Source organism: Stenotrophomonas chelatiphaga (assembly GCF_032054965.1).
Taxonomy (GTDB): domain Bacteria; phylum Pseudomonadota; class Gammaproteobacteria; order Xanthomonadales; family Xanthomonadaceae; genus Stenotrophomonas; species Stenotrophomonas chelatiphaga.
Genome location: NZ_DAMBRS010000001.1, coordinates 257,027 through 272,304, shown reverse-complemented (window position 1 = coordinate 272,304; position 15,278 = coordinate 257,027). Strand labels below are relative to the sequence as shown.

Genomic DNA, 15,278 nt, shown 5'->3' with positions numbered 1-15,278 from the left:
TTCCGGCACGACTTTCGGCACGTGCCCGCCTACACAATTCCTTCACACTGTCGCTTCTAGCGTCACCGGCCTCAGGGGTTTCAGCGCAGTCCCGTGGTAAACGCCGTCTCCAAGCTCACCGCCCAGACAGATACGTCCCGACAGTTGACGCTCCTCATCGAGAGCGTCACTGACCATGCCCTGTACCTGATGGATCCGGACGGCGTGGTCTGCACCTGGAATCCCGGTGCGCAGCGGATCAAGGGCTACAGCGCCGAGGAAGTAATCGGCACCCACTTCAGCCGTTTCCACTGCCCCGCCGACCGCGATGCCGGCGAGCCCGAACGCTCGCTGTCGATCGCCATAAGCGAAGGCCGCTATGCCGGGGAAGGCTGGCGCCTGCGCAGTGACGGCAGTCGTTTCCGCGCCAGCGTGGTCATCGAGCCGGTATTCGAGGCCGAGCAGCTGGTCGGCTTCGTCAAGGTGACCCGCGATATCACCGAAAGCTACCAGGCACAGGTGCTGCTGCGGGATGCGCAACGTGCGCTGGCCAGCACCCAGCAGTTCGAGAAGGTCAGCCAGCTCAGCCGCGGGCTGGCACACGAGTTCAACAATTTGCTGACCACCATCCACAATGCGCTGGACCTGATCGCGCTGCGCTGTGCGGCCGATGAGACCACCGAACGCCTGATCGGCAACGCGCAGGCCGCGGCCGACCGTGGCGCGCTGCTGACCCGGCAGCTGCTGGCCTTCGGCGCCGGCCAGACGCTGGTGCGCGAACGCGTCACCACCGCGAACTGGCTGCAGCCGGCGATGGCGGCGCTGCAGCAGCGCTGCCTGGCCCATCATTCGCTCAGCCTGCAGCTGCGCAGCGACCTGCCGGACGTGCTGCTGGATCCTGGGCAGCTGGAGGCGGCGCTGTCCAACCTGGTCGGCAATGCCTGCGATGCCATGCCGCAGGGCGGTCGTATCTGTATCATCGGGGACATCGAGCGTCGCCTGGATCCGCAGGCCGACACGCCCACCTACCGTAATTTCGTCGCCATCCGCGTTCAGGATGAAGGCCACGGCATGGCGCCAGACGTCGCCGCCCGGGCCAGCGAGCCGTTTTTCACGACCAAGGACATCGGCAAGGGCAGCGGTCTGGGCCTGAGCCAGGTGTTCGGTTTCATCACCCAATGCGGTGGTTTCGTCGACGTGTCCAGCACCGAAGGTGGTGGCACGACGGTCAGCCTGCTGCTGCCTGCCCTGGAGGTTCCCGCCAATGACTGATTCCATCCGCGTACTCATGGTCGAAGACCAGGAAGACCTGCGCGACATGATCGGCCTGGCCCTGCAGGACATGGGCATCAATGTCGACACCACCGCCGATGGCCACGAAGCACTGGCGATGATGGCCGGCGAGCGTCAGTACGACGTGGTGTTCAGCGATGTCAGCATGCCCAACGGCATGTCCGGGATCGAGCTCAGCGAACATGTCGCCCGTACCCAGCCCGGCGCACGGATGATCCTGTCCTCCGGTTATGCCCGCTCGCAGCTGCCGCCGTTGCCGGGGCACGTGGAATTCCTGCCCAAACCGTATCGGCTGCGGCAGCTGGTCGAGCTGCTGACCGCGCGTTGATCGGTCGCCAGGATCGAGCGCGGCGACGGGCCGCGCGTGCAGCCCGCCACCGAACGCACCAGCGCGGGTAAACCGCACGCTGCGCCGTCAGAAGGCGTAACGGCCGCCCAGAGGGATTTCGCTCGACACCACAGCTCGTGACGGGGAACGCCGGCACCTGCGATGCGGATGGCCGGTAAACTGATCGGCGGCTTCGTGACGCATGCGACGCATGCACCCCATTGGACGCCGCTTGGTGAAATCAACCGTCGCGTTTCAGTCGGTGTCACGCAGGCTGGGGATGCGCAGGCGCGATTTGCGCCAGCCCCCATGCGAACGCACCCTGCCGGTGTCGCCGGTGAAGGCATAGCGGATGGCCGGGCAGAGTGCCGACATCATCCCGACATGCCAGTGACGCAGCTTCGCGTAGGCGTAGGAGAAGCGGCTTTTTGGCACGGCACGCCCCGCCGCTACGCGGGGACCTTTCGAACGTTCAGACAATTTCACGACACTCCGAAGGACGGGAGATCGCCGCTACGCACGTCGAAAGACGCAAGCGGTGACCCACGCAGCGGACCGCTGCCGGGCCAACGCTAAGGACGCCCTGCCAGGAGCTCAATGAGACTTATCTGAAAATGGACTTCGCTTACCTTTGCGCTTGCTCCGCTGCCGCGCACGACTGCCCAGATGCACCAGACCAAGGACGCAGGCAAAGGCGATTGCGACTTCTGACACCGCGAGCAGGAGGTGCATGCGGGTAATCCTCGGCTTGGGGAAATCGGGCCTGCAGCTGACACGCTAGCGCCCCGTCCTCGCCCCGGTCTGCAAACACGTGCGCATTTCCGGAATCCCTTCGCACACCTGTCCCTCAGCCCCTGAATGACTCACCAAACCAACAGGGCAACGCTGAATGATTAAGGGTAACGTCCCGCACCCAGGGACGGAGCACGAAAGGCGATGTCACAATCGACGCGCAAACGCCGTGATCGACTCAACGTTGCCGAGACAGAAGCACCTACCCATGCAGAACAGATCCACCAAGGAAGGCCCCCTGCCCTCGTTTCACTCCTGCCTGGAACTCGCCTGTGCCGTCAGTGGCATGCGGGTCGCACTGATCGGCGAGGTCGGTGAACAGCAATGGCGCGCCGTGCACGCACTGGACCGTGCCGGGCTCGGCATCTCCGCCGGCCTGCGGCTGGATCTGATCAACACCTTCTGCCGCGACGTCACCGCGACCCAGGAGGCGATCTGGTTCGGCGATTACCGCCAGGACCAGAAGCGCTGCGACAGTCCCATCCCGGCGATGCACGGCTTCCGCAGCTACATCTCGGTGCCGGTGGTGCTGGCCGATGGGCGGGTGTTCGGCACCCTGTGCACGCTGGACCCGGAGCCGCGCCCGATCACCGATGAAATCCTGCACGCCATGCGCGCACTGGGTGCGGTGGTGGCCGAGCAGATCAGCGCGGCGGAAGCACATGACACCGATGACCACCACGACAGCGTCGAGCGGGATCGGGCCGCATCTTCTGAGAGCCGCCTGCAGGCCTCCGAAGTGCTCAACAGCGCGCTGCGCCAGGAAGGCAAGGAGCGCGAGGAGTTCATCGCGGTGCTGGCCCACGACCTGCGCAACCCGCTGCAGGCGATCCGGGTGACCTCCGACCTGCTGTCCCTGTCGGCCACCAGCGAGGCGCAGCAGAGTCTGCTGCGGCACCTGGACGACAGCGCTGACCGGATGGCGGAACTGATCGATGTGACGCTGGATTTCGCGCGCGGCCGCCTCGGCTCGGGCATCGCCCTGCGCGTGCGCCCCTGGCGTGACCTGTCTGCCTTGCTGGCCAACGCCGCCGAGCAGGCAATGGCGCCCTACCCCGGCTGCCCGTTGATCGTTGAACTGGCCCTTCCCGAGGTGGTGACCTGCGATGCCGACCGCCTCTCGCAACTGATCAGCAACCTGCTGATCAACGCGGCCATCCACGGCCGCAAGGGCAGTCCGATCGCCCTGCGCGGCCACGCCGACGACACGGCGCTGGTGCTGGAAGTGCGCAACGAGGGCGTGATCGCCGAGGCGTCGATGAAGACCTTGTTCGAGCCCTTCCACCGCACCGGCGACCAGCGGCTGGATTCCGGCCTGGGCCTGGGGCTCTACATCGCCTCGCAGATCGCCGTTTCGCATGGCGGCGCGCTGACGGTGCAGTCCGCAGACGCCATCGGCACCACCTTTACCCTGCGCATGCCGTTGCGCTGAGCCATGCAGGCGTCAGCAACGGCAGCTCATTCCGGCGGCGCTTCGATGGTGTAGCCGCGCGCGCGCAGCGCGCCCAGATAATCTTCCGGTCCCAGCAGCAGGCTGACCGGCACCGTGGAGAACGTGCTGGCGTGCTGGGCCAGAGCCTTGTCGGCCAGGCCCAGCCACTGCGTGCGCGCCTGCTGCCCCAGGTCGTTCCAGCCGCGGCTGCGCGCGAACGCCGAATCCTGCACCACGTCCCTGCAGGTGCGCGCCATGGACATCACGGCCAGCCGGCGCAGGGCCCCGATATCGCCAGCAGCCCAGGCATTGGCACGCTCGCGCAGTACCGGGGCCTGGAATTCCACCGTATCCAGGGTGCGCTCGAAGCAGGCGCGGTCGTCCACCTCGCTGCCCTGCAATTCCTTCAGCGCGCCGCGCGCATCGGCAATGGGCAGCTTCACCCGCGCCTCTTCCGGCTCCAGCTTGTTGGCCTTGTAGGCACGCTCAAGGGCCTCGGTGACCTGCCCGCTGTCGCGCAGGCCCTGGCGCTTGAGGAAGGCCATGTACAGCTCGCCCGAAGCGATCATCGGGCGCTTCTTTTCCACCCCGCCATCGCGCCCCAGATAAGTGGCCTTCAAGCCCAGCCATCGCGCGTAGGTGTCCGGTGCCACGATCTGCTGCAGGGTGCGCCCCTGCGGATCCCTGGCGGTCTTCATCGCCAGCGGCAGCAGGGTGAGGCCGCGCAGCAGGCCAAGCTTGACGTCCGGTGTCCAGCCGGGCGGGCCGAGCACGTGGTCGGAGGCGGCGATGACCTGCTGCACCTGGTCCGAACGCCAAGTCACGCCGGCCGGCAACGGGGCCACCGTACCCAGCAGCCACAACACGTGGCCCTGCGCGTTGCTCACCTTCCACAGGCCTGGACCGGGCTGCTCGCCGGTGACCTGGACGGCCGCCATGTCCACCACGGGCCCTTCTGCGGCGACGGCCTGCGCGGCGACAGAGAGCGGCGCGCACAGCAGCAGCGCCAGGGTAAAACCGCACCTGATCCATTGCCCGTCATGTCGGTGCTGCATGGCCAACCCCCTTAGTGATCGCGCACTGTATCCAGTGCTTCTGCGTGCTGTGTAAAACGTTCGTTGGCGCTGGCGCTGGAACCGCGGGCGGCCCGGCGTTACGCTGGCGCCCGATCCTTGTTCCGGGCCCACCCCATGTTGCAGATGCGTCCTGGCTGCGAATGCTGCGACACCGACCTGCCCGCCGCGTCGACCGGCGCGTGGATCTGCTCGTTCGAGTGCACGTTCTGCACCGCCTGTGCGCAGGGACGACTGGGCGGACGCTGCCCGAACTGCGGCGGCACGCTGTGCCCGCGCCCGCCACGCGAGGGCGCCGCGCTGGAACGCAACCCCGCCTCGCCTGTGCGGGTCTTCAAATCGCTGGCTGGGTGATCGAGGACGCGCGCGGGCGCTGCGGCGTGCCTGCGTCAGCGGCAGTTGTCGGCGTCGACGCGGCGGATCGACTCGATCCTGCCGTCCCCGGTCGCAACGTGCAGGCATTCGCGGGTCTGCGCATTCCACCACGTCACCACCGAGCGGCCATCGCGCTGCTGTGCGTCGCGATCGGTAAAGCCGCGCGCCCGCAGTTGCGTGTCCGCACCAGCCGCACGTGCGCCTACCAGGTCGTCCATGCTGGCGGATGCTCCCGCGCTGTTGCCAGAGCGCCACGGCACCTGGCTGGAGCGCTCGCGCAGGCCGGCGCCGTATCCATCGCTGTAAGCACCGCGATCGGCACCGGCGTCGTAGCCGTGGACGGCATCGCGGTAGCCGCGTTCGTAGTCGGCTTCGTGGCGCGCATCATCGTCGTGGTCACCATCGTCGTGATGGTGCGCCTGGTGCGCGAGTGCGGCAATGCCGAGGATGGCGGCAGCGGCCACGGCCACCTTGGCGCCATCGCTCATCCCGTCCTTCTTTCCGCCAGCCTGCTTGCCACAGTCCGGCGCGGGCGTGGTGACCGCCGAGGCGATGCGGCCACGGTCACTGCGGACCATCACGCAGCGCTGGTCGCGCTCGTTCCACCAGTTGCCGTACTCACCGGAAACTGATTGCCGCGCATAGCCACGAGCACCCAGCGTGCGGGCGGCATCGCGATCATCCAGGCCCTGCAGGTCGCCCAGGCCGGGTGCGGGGTCCTGCGCAGAAACGCGCGACGAGGCGCACAGCGCCGACAGCATGATCGCGACCGCCAAGGCACTGCGATGGGCAATGGACATTGCAGATCTCCGGATGGGCAGGCCGGGCTGGCCGCGTTGAGTGGAGATTGCCACAGGGAATGACGGGTACGACAGAGTGCCGGTGGTAATGTGCGCCAACGGGCCCCTCCTGCCCGACAGCGGACCCCGGCATGGATTTCCTGAAGATCCTGAAATCGCTTGAAGAACTGGTGTTCGAAGCCCTGAGCTGGATCGTGCTGTTGCCGCGTTCGCTGCTGCGGATCCTGCACTCCCCGGTGGTCATGGCCGAATACGCTGCAAGCCAGCAGCGTTCGGAAAGCGAGACCCGCTTCAGTGCGGCGATCAGTCCACCGCTGCTGTTGATCCTGTGCGTGCTGATCGCCCATGGCGTGGACATGGCGATCCGGTCTTCCGCGCCGGATCTGGGCGGCTCGCTGGCGGCCGTGGTGCTGGCCTCGGAGCAGAACCTGCTGCTGTACCGGACCATCGCGTTCGGTATCTGGGCATTGGCCGGATCGCTGTACTACCTGCTGCGCACCCGCCGGCCGGTGGACCGGGAGACCCTGCGGCTGCCCTTCTACGAGCAGTGCTACCTGGTTTCGCCATTCGCGCTGCTGGTCTCCATCGGCCTGAGCCTGATGTCGATGGGGCAGGAAGGAGCGGAGCTGGCGGGCGTGGTGCTGTCATTGCTGGCAGCAGGCTGGTTCTGGGTTGCGCAGGTTGCCTGGCTACGGCAACGGACCGCGCTGCGGCTGTGGCGCTGCGCGGTGGCGGCGACGGTGATCTGTATTGCCGGATCGGCCGCCAACAGCGTGGTGGTGTATGTGCTGGTCAGTGTGCATGGGCCGGCCAGCTGACCTCACTGGCGCCCTGGAATTCTGGTGACCCCGGCCCGATTCGAACGGGCGACCTTCCCCTTAGGAGGGGGACGCTCTATCCAGCTGAGCTACGGGGCCAGATCGAGGATGTGAAGGATACAGGGTGGCGGCCTGCAGGACTACCTCGGACGGGTCGCGGTCAGCTGCGCAGGCTATGCACCCCGTATGCTGGCGCACCCTCCCCTGCGTGACGCCGCAACCGCATGCCTTCTACGTGGCACCTGCTTTCGATGCTTGGCGACAGCCGTCTGCTGCTGCCAGCCGCCGTGGTCCTCATCGCCTTCGGTGCGCTCCAGCGAAGTCGCTGGTCGCTGCGATGGGCCGGCTCGCTGTGCGTCATCGGAACGCTGGTGCTCAGCTCGAAACTGGCCTTCCTGGGATGGGGCATCGGAGTGGCACGGATCGATTTCACCGGATTCAGCGGTCACGCCACCCTGTCCGCGCTGATCTGGCCGGTGCTGCTCGCCATCGGACTGACCACACGCAGACCGCACTGGGGCGCAGCAGCCGGCCTGATGCTGGCGGCGGCCATCGCCTATTCGCGTCTGCCGTTGCACGCGCATTCGTGGTCGGAGGTCATGAGCGGCTGGCTGCTCGGCGCGAGTGGCGCGGTATGGACATTACGGCGGCTGGACGCGAGCCCCACGGCGCGGCCCGGATGGCTCGCCACGGCGCTCGTCGTCGGCGCCTTCATACCGCTGGCGTTTCCTCAGGCAACGACACATGAGGCCGTGGTCCGTCTCGCCACGACGCTGTCCGGGGCAAAAGACCCGCATGCGCGAAGCGCGCTACATGAGAAGTCCATCACATTGGAAGCTAAAATACTGACGGATTAGGCCTTTATGACGTGATCGCCTTGACACCTGGAGCTCATTACCGCGACCATAGGGGCGTTCAAATCCCCCCAGACGGAGTAGGAGACCCCGTTTTATGAAGAAGATCTTTGCGGTACTGGCCCTGGTTGGCCTGTCTTCCCCCGTCCTGGCTCAGGATGCACAGGTCGAGCAGAGCTCGGCCGATGGCACCACCAGCGCGGAAATCGCCGGCACTGAGGCAACCGGCTACTCCACCGTGGCAATTGCCAGCACTGCCGTTGCGGCCGTGGCAACCGCCGCCGTTCTTTACAGCATAGGCGGCGACAGCTCCAGCGGTGAAAACGATGCGGGCGGCGACGGTGGCGGTGGCGGTGGCGACGGCGGTGGTGGCACCGGCGGCACGGGTGGCACCGGCGGTACCGGCGGTACCGGTGGCACCGGCGGCTGAGGTCCAGCCCGCTTGAATCCCAGCCCTCGCCGGGCAATGCTTGGCGAGGGTTTTTTTTGCCTGCTGGAAACTACATCCATCCATGAAGACCAAGCTCTCCTGCCTTGCTGTCGCCGTCCTGGCGTCCGTCACCCTTTCCGGCTGCCTGCTCGCGCCCGGCCAGCATCTACGGCAGGGCGATGTTTCGCGCTCGCAACGCAGCGACGACGGCCGCCTGGAAATGGTCACGATCACGCCCAAGCTGATCGCCATGGACCGGGCGACGCAGGCAGAGCAGGTACTACCAGCCGATCTGTTCGACTACCAGCCGCAGGACTATCGCGTTGGTGTCGGCGATGTGCTGTATGTGACGGTCTGGGACCACCCGGAACTGACGGTACCCGCAGGATCACAGCAGCAGGGCAACCTCGCAGGACGCTTGGTGCAGAGTGATGGATCGTTCTTCTATCCCTACATCGGCAAAGTGGTTGCCCGTGACAGGACCCCCGTTCAGTTGCGCGAGGAAATCACCCAGCGTCTGGCGAAGTACATCGAATCACCGCAGGTCGACGTGTCGGTGCTCAATTACGGCAGCCAGCGGATCTGGGTTACCGGCGCCGCTGAACGCTCCACGCCTATCCCGCTGGGCACCTCCCCGCTGACACTTGCCGATGCGATCAGCCAAGGCGGTCTCAACCCCACCCAGGCTGACCTGTCCGGCGTGCGCCTGAGCCGAGCCGGGGTCACCTACACGATCAACCTGGAAACACTGGCCAACCAATACGGCGGCCGACAGCTGTATCTGAAGGACGGCGATTCGATCTTCGTACCCTACCTGGACCGCAAGGAAATTTTTGTCGTCGGCGAAGTGAACCTCCCCGGTGCGTACAGCTTCCGCACCGGCGACGTGTCGCTGAACCAGGCCCTGGGCCGGGCACGCGGCTTGACCCAGGCCACGGCCAACGGCAATGCCGTGTACGTGATCCGCGGTTCCCACGACCTGATCGCCGAACCATCGATGGTCTACCAGCTCGAGGCACGTTCGCCGACGGCCTTTGCCGTGGGCAGCCAGTTCATGCTGCAGCCTGGCGACGTCGTATTCATCGGCGCAGCCGGCGTGACCCGCTGGAACCGCTTCGTCAACCAACTGCTGCCGTTCACCAGTATCCTGTACACCGCCGCGCGGACGGAAAACGAAGTCGGAAGCAACTGACATGATGGCCCGTAAGGCCTCGCAGTGTGCTGTCTACCGCAGCTGGCGCTCGATGCGGCCGCTCGTCGCCGGATCTGCGCTGCTTCTCGCGCTGGCCGCCTGTACATCGGCCAGTCGCTCTACCAGCGATTCCTTCCGGCTGCTCTTCAAGCGCGACGTTCGAGCCACACCTACACAGGTCGCCGCCAACCGCTACCCGCAGATCCAGCTGAGCGCCCCGGACATGAGCGCGGTCATGGTGCTCGGCTATGTCGACGACGGGCAGCAGGCCTGGTACGCGGGGAAGGAAGCGGTCTTCCACCTGGACCGCGACGGCCTGGTTACCGGCACGAACGGGAATGGTCGACAGATCACCACCCGCATCGTTGGCGATTCGCCATTCCACGACCTCGCTGCGATCATCGCACCGGTGCAGGTGCAGCGCCAGTACGACGCCACGCCGGCGTATGCGGTGTCGGTGCCGGTTACCGGAACGCTCGTGCGGCATGGCACGGACAAGGTCGACATCCTCGGCAGGCAAATGCAGCTGGTGCGCTTCGAGGAACGCCTGGAGGGGGGCGGCATCAGTGCCACCAACCTGTATTGGGCCGATGCATCGACCGGTTTCATCTGGAAGAGCCGCCAGCACCTGGCACCAGGCTACGCGGTTGAACTGACCCAGCTCAAACCCTATCGCCCGGCGCAGGACTGAATGATGATGTTTCGCAGTGCGGCAATGGTCGCCCTCCTGGCCTGCGCTTGGCCCGTGCTGGCCGCCCCCCCGGCAGCCGGGATGTCAGAGGTAAGCGTGCAGGGAGCAGTCGCGGAGCCCGGCGTCGTCCAGGTGCAGCCCGGTGGACGCATTTCCGATGTGCTCAACGCCGTGCGCCCGGACGCAGCGGCCTACCTGCTCGGCGGAAGCCTGCAGCGCGAGCACGAACGGCAGGACCAGGTGCGCCAGCGTGCCGGCCTGCTGCATACGCTGGAGCAGCTGCCGCAGCATGAAAACCTCGATGTACGGGCGGCAGGCGACCTGCTGCACGACTGGCTCGATGCGCATCCCGCAACGGGTCGCGTGCGCCTGGTGCTCGATCGCCGACTGATGCAGGTCCAGCCGCTCAATAATCCCATCGCCAGGCAGGGGGACAAAATCATGATCCCGCTGCGCCCGCAGACCGTGCACGTCATCGGCGCCGTGACCCGGCCCTGCGAGCTGCCGCATCAGCCGTTGCAGGATGCGAAGGCCTATCTGGCCCGCTGCGCGGTATCCAACGCCGCCGATCCCGACACGCTGTACGTGGTGCAGCCCGACGGGCTCGTTCAGGCGCTGGGTGTCGCCGCGTGGAACCGCGCCGATCCACAGCCCGTGGCTGCCGGCGGCACGATCTACGTGCCGATCCGGGAATCCGCGCTGAAGCGCATTGATGCCTCCTTCAACGAAGATTTCGCTTCGTTCGTCGCCACGCAACCTGTCGATCCTTGATGACCGTTTCCGCAAAACCCTTGGCCTCCCGACGCCGTGTCACGCTCACCGTGAGCATGCTTGCAATGTGCCTGTCCACGGCGCTGCATGCGCAGCAGGCACCGCCGGTCACGGCGAGCGAATGGGGTGGCAGCGGGCTGCTGCAGACCCCGACCGCACGCATGAACACAGCGGGCGACATCGCCTTCACCGCGTCGCACAATTCCCCCTACAGCCGCTACAACGTCACGTTGCAGCCGTTCACCTGGTTCGAAGGCACGTTCCGTTACATCAACGTGTCCAACATCCGCTACGGCTCCAACAGCATCAGTGGCGACCAGAACTACAAGGACAAGTCGATCGATTTCAAGCTGCGCCTGTGGCAGGAATCGCGCTGGATGCCGGACGTGTCGTTCGGTGTACGCGACATCGGCGGCACCGGCTTCTTCTCCAGTGAATACCTGGTGGCCAGCAAGAACTTCGGTCCGATCGACGCCTCCCTCGGCCTTGCCACCGGCTATCTCGGCAATCGAGGCGATTTTTCCAATCCGCTGGGCATCATCGATGACCGGTTCAAGGACCGTCGTCCGATCGCCACCAGCGCCATTGCCCAAGCCGGTAAATTCGGCGTCAGCAACATGTTCCGCGGCCCGGTCGGTATTTTTGGTGGTCTTACCTACCAGACGCCCTGGGATGCGTTGCTGGTGAAAGTGGAATACGACGGCAACGACTACAAACGGGAACCGCGCAACAACAACCTGACCCAGCGCACGCCGATCAATGTCGGCCTCGTTTACGTTCCCAACCGCAATGTCGAGTTGACGGCGGCGTGGGAGCGCGGCGACGCGGCGATGTTCTCGCTGACCCTGCGCGGCAATCCCGGCGGCGCCACGACGGCGCCCAAACCGTTCGATCCACCGCCAGTCAACCCGGCCCCCGCCACCGCCCAGAGCGCCCAGATCACAGACGCCACTTCTCCCGGCGGTGCGGTCCCCGCGCCGGTTGAAACCGACGCGCTGGACCAGGGGGAGACGGACTGGGCAGCCATCGCATCGCAGCTCCGCAACAACGCCGGCTTCCGCGTGGACGAGATTTCCCGCCGCGAGGGTGAACTGTTTGTCGACGGCTACCAGGTACGCTATTTCAGCCCTGCCAAGGGCCTTGGACGCGCGGGACGGATCCTGTCCAGCACGACGGGAGACGATTACGACTGGTACACCCTGCGCACCACGCGCCTGGGCATGCCGATCGTGGACATGTCGGTAAAGCGCGATGCCCTGCTCGGCAACCTTGACGGCACGGTCAGTGACGATGTCCTTCGTCGCAGCACCGATCTGCAGGCTCCCGCCGAGGTCGCGCGCGAGGTGCTTTACCGTGCGCCGAACCAACCATTTGGCGGCGGCTTCAGCCTGGGTTACCGACAGAACCTCGGCGGTCCGGACGGCTTCATCCTGTACCAGGTCTCGGCCAACTACTCCGGCAGCCTCTTCTTCCGGCCCGACATGTGGCTGACCGGCACGGTCAGCGCCGACCTGCTGAACAACTATGACAAGTTCAAGTACAACGCGCCCAGCCGCCTGCCGCGCGTGCGCACCGACCTGCGCCGCTACATGGTCGACAATGATGTCACCCTGCCCAACCTTCAGCTCAACGTTGCCCATCGCTTCGGACGTGATGTCTACGGCATGGCCTACGCCGGCTACCTGGAATGGATGTACGCCGGCGTAGGCGGTGAACTGCTGTATCGCCCCATGGACCAGCCGTGGGCCGTCGGTGTCAACATCAACCGCGTGCAGCAACGCGACTTCGACCAGCACTGGGGCCTGCGCGACTACCGCATGACCACGGGCCATGCCACGCTGTACTACGCCTTCGATGCACGCGAACGCATCGTCGGCTCGATGTCGGTGGGCCGCTATCTGGCCGGCGACTACGGCGCCACCGTGAACATCGCGCGTGTCTTCGACAACGGCGTGACAATGGGCGCCTATGCCACCAAGACCGATGTATCGGCGGCGGACTTCGGCGAAGGCAGCTTTGACAAAGGCCTGTATTTCAGCATCCCGTTCGACAACATCCTGCCCCGCTCCACCCGCGCCCGCGCGGCGATCAACTGGAATCCGCTGATCCGCGATGGCGGCGCGATGCTGCAGCGCAAGTACTCGCTGTACAACGTCACCGGCGAGCGCGATGAGCGCTTTTTCTATGACAACCTGAAGTCGATCAGCGACTGACCACCACGGTGCCGACCCGCTCGGCACCGACACTTCGCACCGGGCTTACAGGTACTTGACCCAACTCTGCACGCCTTCAGCCATCAGACCGTAAACGTGTTCGAAGGCCGCGCGCTGCTGGCGGTAGGGATCGGGAATCTCACGGTCCTGCTGCCACTTGCCCAACAGGAACGTCTTGCCAGAAGCTTCCGGTGCGATCTCGGTGATGCGCCGCACGTGCTTGCGTTCCATCGTCAGCACCAGGTCGGCCTGGCCGAGGATGCTGCCGCTGATCTGCCGCCCCCGATGGCTGCTGCCATCCAGCCCATGCTCAAGCAGCAGTGCCTGCGCGGTGGGGTCCACACCGTGGTCGACCAGTGCACCCAGCCCCGCCGAAGACACCTGGATGCCTTTACCGGCAACCAGTTCGCGCAGCATGAACTCCGCGGAGGGGCTGCGGCAGATGTTTCCCACGCATACGAAAAGAATATTCTTGAACACAACACGTTCCTGTCGCCATCAGCGCACAGGGTAGCGCAGCGAGCATCCGTGCTGCATCAGTAAGCCGACTTCTGCCCCAACACCTTGAACGCCGTCAGCGCGATGATCCGCACATCCAGCGTCGGACTCCAACGACGGATGTAGTCGATATCGTACTGAACGCGCTTTTTCATCGATCGCAGCTCCGGCGTCTCGCCACGCAATCCATGCACCTGCGCCCATCCCGTAATGCCGGGCTTGACGTAGTGCCGATGCATGTAGCGCTCGATCAGCTTTTCATAGTGGTTGTTGTGCTGGATCGCATGCGGTCGTGGACCCACCACCGACATGCTGCCGCCCAGTACGTTCAGGAACTGCGGCAACTCATCCAGGCTCGACCGGCGCAGGAAAGCACCAAAGCGGGTGATCCGGGGATCGTTGCGGGTCGCCTGGGTGATCTTGTCCGGCGTCTCGGCATGCACCCGCATGGAACGGAACTTGAGCATCGAGAATTCTTTACCGCCCAGGCCATGGCGGCGCTGCCTGAAGAAGACCGGCCCCGGCGAGCTGATCTTGACGCCCGCGGCCAACACGGCCAACAGCGGCGCCAGCAGCACCAGGGCCGCGCTGGCGACAATCAAGTCCTCGATGCGCTTCACCAACCTGAAATGCTGGTCCGGCAAGCCTTGCCGCACCCCGATCATCGGCACGTTGCCGACCAGATGCACGCCCGGATTGAGCGTGCCGTAGCCGCTGATGTCCGGGATGATGCGGACCGGCACCGGATAGCGCTCGATGCGCTTCAACATCTGCTTGATCTGCGGGCCGCTACCCATCTGCAGCGACACCCACAGCTGGTCGAATTCGCCGCGGTGCAGGTCCATGTACTGCGGAAGGTCATCAATGGTGCCAAGGCAGCGCGGACCGTCCTCGCGACGTGGTCGCGCGATGTCGCCGGGACTGGAGAAATATCCGATCACTTCCTTGCCCAGCTCCGGCTTGCCGCGCAGCAGGCGGTGCAGCTTCAGCGAGGGTGCGCGCAGGCCCACCAGGATGACGCGCTGGCAATCCAGTCCCTTCGAGCGCAGGCGATGCAGCTGCACGCGCAGGCTGACCCGCGTGGCCGTCATGCCCAGCAGTCCCAGGGCATACCAGCCGACCAGCCAGAACGTCGGCACGGCATCGGCCATGTCCGCCAGCACCGCGTAGGTGGAGAACAGGCCGAACGAGGCCGTCCAGGCGAGCAGCACCACCCACAGATCGGCCAGCAGGCCACGTGCGCGCCAGTTGCGATACACCGGGGCGATACCGAAGCAGATCACCGTGCTGAGCAGCAGTGCGCCGAATACGATCCGCTGCGGCTGCGACGGGGCCATGACGCCGTTGCGAACCAGATGACTCACGATTGCGGCAGCGGGTATGACCAGAAGGTCAGCGAGCCGAAGCCCCAACTCCAGCGCGGCCCGCGCTTCAACACGACGACCACGGCCTGCTGCCTGCGATTCTGGAAGGCCGCCTACAGATCCCTGTAGCACCTCAACTTCTCCTGGATTACGCATCTTCCGGCACCTTCTCGCTCGTGCACTGACCTCCCCTGGCAGCGCAACCATAAAAACTACAATGGAAGAAACGTATTGATTTATGACGCAAATGTACCAGAGATTGCCCCTGCCCCAGTACTGCTAAAACGTGAACTGCTTCACAGCCCACCCTATTTCGGGCCAAAAGTGCCAATAATTTGACGTGCGCGGATCCACTATCCTTCACTGGGCTCGCAT

General features: G+C 65.4%; 16 protein-coding genes and 1 tRNA gene. 11 read left to right on the top strand and 6 right to left on the bottom strand.

Features of this window, described 5'->3' with window-relative positions; all coding sequences use genetic code 11:
• Positions 1 to 93: 93 nt before the first annotated feature.
• Positions 94 to 1,251, top strand: a complete 1,158-nt coding sequence (locus RTX79_RS01415; RefSeq protein ID WP_428695927.1) for a two-component system sensor histidine kinase NtrB — start codon at positions 94 to 96, stop codon at positions 1,249 to 1,251.
• Positions 1,244 to 1,600 (top strand): response regulator, encoded by a 357-nt coding sequence (locus tag RTX79_RS01410; RefSeq protein WP_123700699.1) that lies wholly within the window; start codon positions 1,244 to 1,246, stop codon positions 1,598 to 1,600. The genes RTX79_RS01415 and RTX79_RS01410 overlap by 8 nt, the downstream gene beginning before the upstream one ends.
• Positions 1,601 to 1,855: 255 nt before the next feature.
• Here RTX79_RS01410 and RTX79_RS01405 read toward each other — a convergent pair whose 3' ends face one another.
• Positions 1,856 to 1,978 (bottom strand): hypothetical protein, encoded by a 123-nt coding sequence (locus tag RTX79_RS01405; protein WP_312681236.1) that lies wholly within the window; start codon positions 1,976 to 1,978, stop codon positions 1,856 to 1,858.
• A gap of 622 nt (positions 1,979 to 2,600) precedes the next feature.
• Between RTX79_RS01405 and RTX79_RS01400 the strand changes: the two genes are divergently transcribed.
• A complete protein-coding gene (locus RTX79_RS01400) occupies positions 2,601 to 3,824 on the top strand; it encodes a sensor histidine kinase (RefSeq protein WP_312681235.1) in 1,224 nt (407 codons plus the stop codon).
• Between the two features lie 26 nt (positions 3,825 to 3,850).
• Here the strand turns inward: RTX79_RS01400 and RTX79_RS01395 are convergent, their stop codons facing one another.
• On the bottom strand, positions 3,851 to 4,879 hold the full coding sequence (locus RTX79_RS01395; RefSeq protein ID WP_312681234.1) for a TraB/GumN family protein: 1,029 nt from the start codon (positions 4,877 to 4,879) through the stop codon (positions 3,851 to 3,853).
• A gap of 135 nt (positions 4,880 to 5,014) precedes the next feature.
• Here RTX79_RS01395 and RTX79_RS01390 point away from each other — a divergent pair, with 135 nt between their 5' ends.
• Entirely contained in the window at positions 5,015 to 5,251 is a 237-nt protein-coding gene (locus RTX79_RS01390; protein WP_312681232.1) for a DUF1272 domain-containing protein, read from the top strand.
• Positions 5,252 to 5,286: 35 nt separating this feature from the next.
• On the opposite strand, the gene RTX79_RS01385 is transcribed toward RTX79_RS01390, so the two are convergent.
• Positions 5,287 to 6,072, bottom strand: a complete 786-nt coding sequence (locus RTX79_RS01385) for a hypothetical protein (RefSeq protein WP_312681230.1) — start codon at positions 6,070 to 6,072, stop codon at positions 5,287 to 5,289.
• Between the two features lie 131 nt (positions 6,073 to 6,203).
• On the opposite strand from RTX79_RS01385, the gene RTX79_RS01380 reads away from it, so the two are divergent.
• Positions 6,204 to 6,890: a hypothetical protein gene (locus RTX79_RS01380; RefSeq protein WP_312681228.1), complete on the top strand. Its 687-nt coding sequence runs from the start codon at positions 6,204 to 6,206 to the stop codon at positions 6,888 to 6,890.
• Between the two features lie 22 nt (positions 6,891 to 6,912).
• Here RTX79_RS01380 and RTX79_RS01375 read toward each other — a convergent pair.
• A tRNA-Arg gene (locus RTX79_RS01375) sits at positions 6,913 to 6,989 on the bottom strand.
• Positions 6,990 to 7,114: 125 nt separating this feature from the next.
• Here RTX79_RS01375 and RTX79_RS01370 point away from each other — a divergent pair.
• The 6 genes from RTX79_RS01370 (at position 7,115) to RTX79_RS01345 (ending at position 13,041) form a co-directional block, all read left to right on the top strand.
• Positions 7,115 to 7,747 carry a phosphatase PAP2 family protein gene (locus RTX79_RS01370; RefSeq protein WP_312681226.1) on the top strand — a complete coding sequence of 211 codons (633 nt, stop codon included), beginning with the start codon at positions 7,115 to 7,117 and terminating at the stop codon, positions 7,745 to 7,747.
• 94 nt (positions 7,748 to 7,841) lie between these two features.
• Positions 7,842 to 8,174, top strand: a complete 333-nt coding sequence (locus RTX79_RS01365) for a hypothetical protein (RefSeq protein WP_312681224.1) — start codon at positions 7,842 to 7,844, stop codon at positions 8,172 to 8,174.
• A gap of 82 nt (positions 8,175 to 8,256) precedes the next feature.
• Positions 8,257 to 9,366 carry a polysaccharide biosynthesis/export family protein gene (locus RTX79_RS01360; RefSeq protein WP_312681223.1) on the top strand — a complete coding sequence of 370 codons (1,110 nt, stop codon included), beginning with the start codon at positions 8,257 to 8,259 and terminating at the stop codon, positions 9,364 to 9,366.
• 1 nt (position 9,367) lies between these two features.
• Positions 9,368 to 10,057, top strand: coding sequence for a YjbF family lipoprotein (locus tag RTX79_RS01355; protein ID WP_312681221.1), 690 nt, complete (start codon positions 9,368 to 9,370; stop codon positions 10,055 to 10,057).
• A 24-nt stretch (positions 10,058 to 10,081) separates the two neighbouring features.
• The gene (locus RTX79_RS01350) at positions 10,082 to 10,828 is read left to right on the top strand and encodes a capsule biosynthesis GfcC family protein (protein ID WP_312681219.1); all 747 of its coding nucleotides are present in this window, start codon (positions 10,082 to 10,084) and stop codon (positions 10,826 to 10,828) included.
• Between the two features lie 65 nt (positions 10,829 to 10,893).
• Complete coding sequence (locus RTX79_RS01345) at positions 10,894 to 13,041, top strand: YjbH domain-containing protein (RefSeq protein WP_312681217.1); 2,148 nt, start codon at positions 10,894 to 10,896, stop codon at positions 13,039 to 13,041.
• A 45-nt stretch (positions 13,042 to 13,086) separates the two neighbouring features.
• Here RTX79_RS01345 and RTX79_RS01340 read toward each other — a convergent pair whose 3' ends face one another.
• Together RTX79_RS01340 and RTX79_RS01335 are read right to left on the bottom strand one after the other, a co-directional pair.
• Positions 13,087 to 13,521: a low molecular weight protein-tyrosine-phosphatase gene (locus RTX79_RS01340; protein ID WP_312681215.1), complete on the bottom strand. Its 435-nt coding sequence runs from the start codon at positions 13,519 to 13,521 to the stop codon at positions 13,087 to 13,089.
• 56 nt (positions 13,522 to 13,577) lie between these two features.
• Positions 13,578 to 15,110 carry an undecaprenyl-phosphate glucose phosphotransferase gene (locus RTX79_RS01335; RefSeq protein ID WP_312681213.1) on the bottom strand — a complete coding sequence of 511 codons (1,533 nt, stop codon included), beginning with the start codon at positions 15,108 to 15,110 and terminating at the stop codon, positions 13,578 to 13,580.
• Between the last annotated feature and the right edge of the window lie 168 nt (positions 15,111 to 15,278).

Bases quoted from the DNA above. Each gene is read 5' to 3' on its own strand.
- RTX79_RS01400 (WP_312681235.1), top strand. From the start codon at position 2,601: ATGCAGAACAGATCCACCAAGGAAGGCCCCCTGCCCTCGTTTCACTCC.
- RTX79_RS01380 (WP_312681228.1), top strand. From the start codon at position 6,204: ATGGATTTCCTGAAGATCCTGAAATCGCTTGAAGAACTGGTGTTCGAA.
- RTX79_RS01355 (WP_312681221.1), top strand. From the start codon at position 9,368: ATGATGGCCCGTAAGGCCTCGCAGTGTGCTGTCTACCGCAGCTGGCGC.
- RTX79_RS01335 (WP_312681213.1), bottom strand. From the start codon at position 15,110: ATGGTTGCGCTGCCAGGGGAGGTCAGTGCACGAGCGAGAAGGTGCCGG.
- RTX79_RS01390 (WP_312681232.1), top strand. From the start codon at position 5,015: ATGTTGCAGATGCGTCCTGGCTGCGAATGCTGCGACACCGACCTGCCC.
- RTX79_RS01385 (WP_312681230.1), bottom strand. From the start codon at position 6,072: ATGTCCATTGCCCATCGCAGTGCCTTGGCGGTCGCGATCATGCTGTCG.
- RTX79_RS01410 (WP_123700699.1), top strand. From the start codon at position 1,244: ATGACTGATTCCATCCGCGTACTCATGGTCGAAGACCAGGAAGACCTG.
- RTX79_RS01350 (WP_312681219.1), top strand. From the start codon at position 10,082: ATGGTCGCCCTCCTGGCCTGCGCTTGGCCCGTGCTGGCCGCCCCCCCG.
- RTX79_RS01360 (WP_312681223.1), top strand. From the start codon at position 8,257: ATGAAGACCAAGCTCTCCTGCCTTGCTGTCGCCGTCCTGGCGTCCGTC.
- RTX79_RS01395 (WP_312681234.1), bottom strand. From the start codon at position 4,879: ATGCAGCACCGACATGACGGGCAATGGATCAGGTGCGGTTTTACCCTG.
- RTX79_RS01405 (WP_312681236.1), bottom strand. From the start codon at position 1,978: ATGATGTCGGCACTCTGCCCGGCCATCCGCTATGCCTTCACCGGCGAC.
- RTX79_RS01345 (WP_312681217.1), top strand. From the start codon at position 10,894: ATGTGCCTGTCCACGGCGCTGCATGCGCAGCAGGCACCGCCGGTCACG.
- RTX79_RS01370 (WP_312681226.1), top strand. From the start codon at position 7,115: ATGCCTTCTACGTGGCACCTGCTTTCGATGCTTGGCGACAGCCGTCTG.
- RTX79_RS01365 (WP_312681224.1), top strand. From the start codon at position 7,842: ATGAAGAAGATCTTTGCGGTACTGGCCCTGGTTGGCCTGTCTTCCCCC.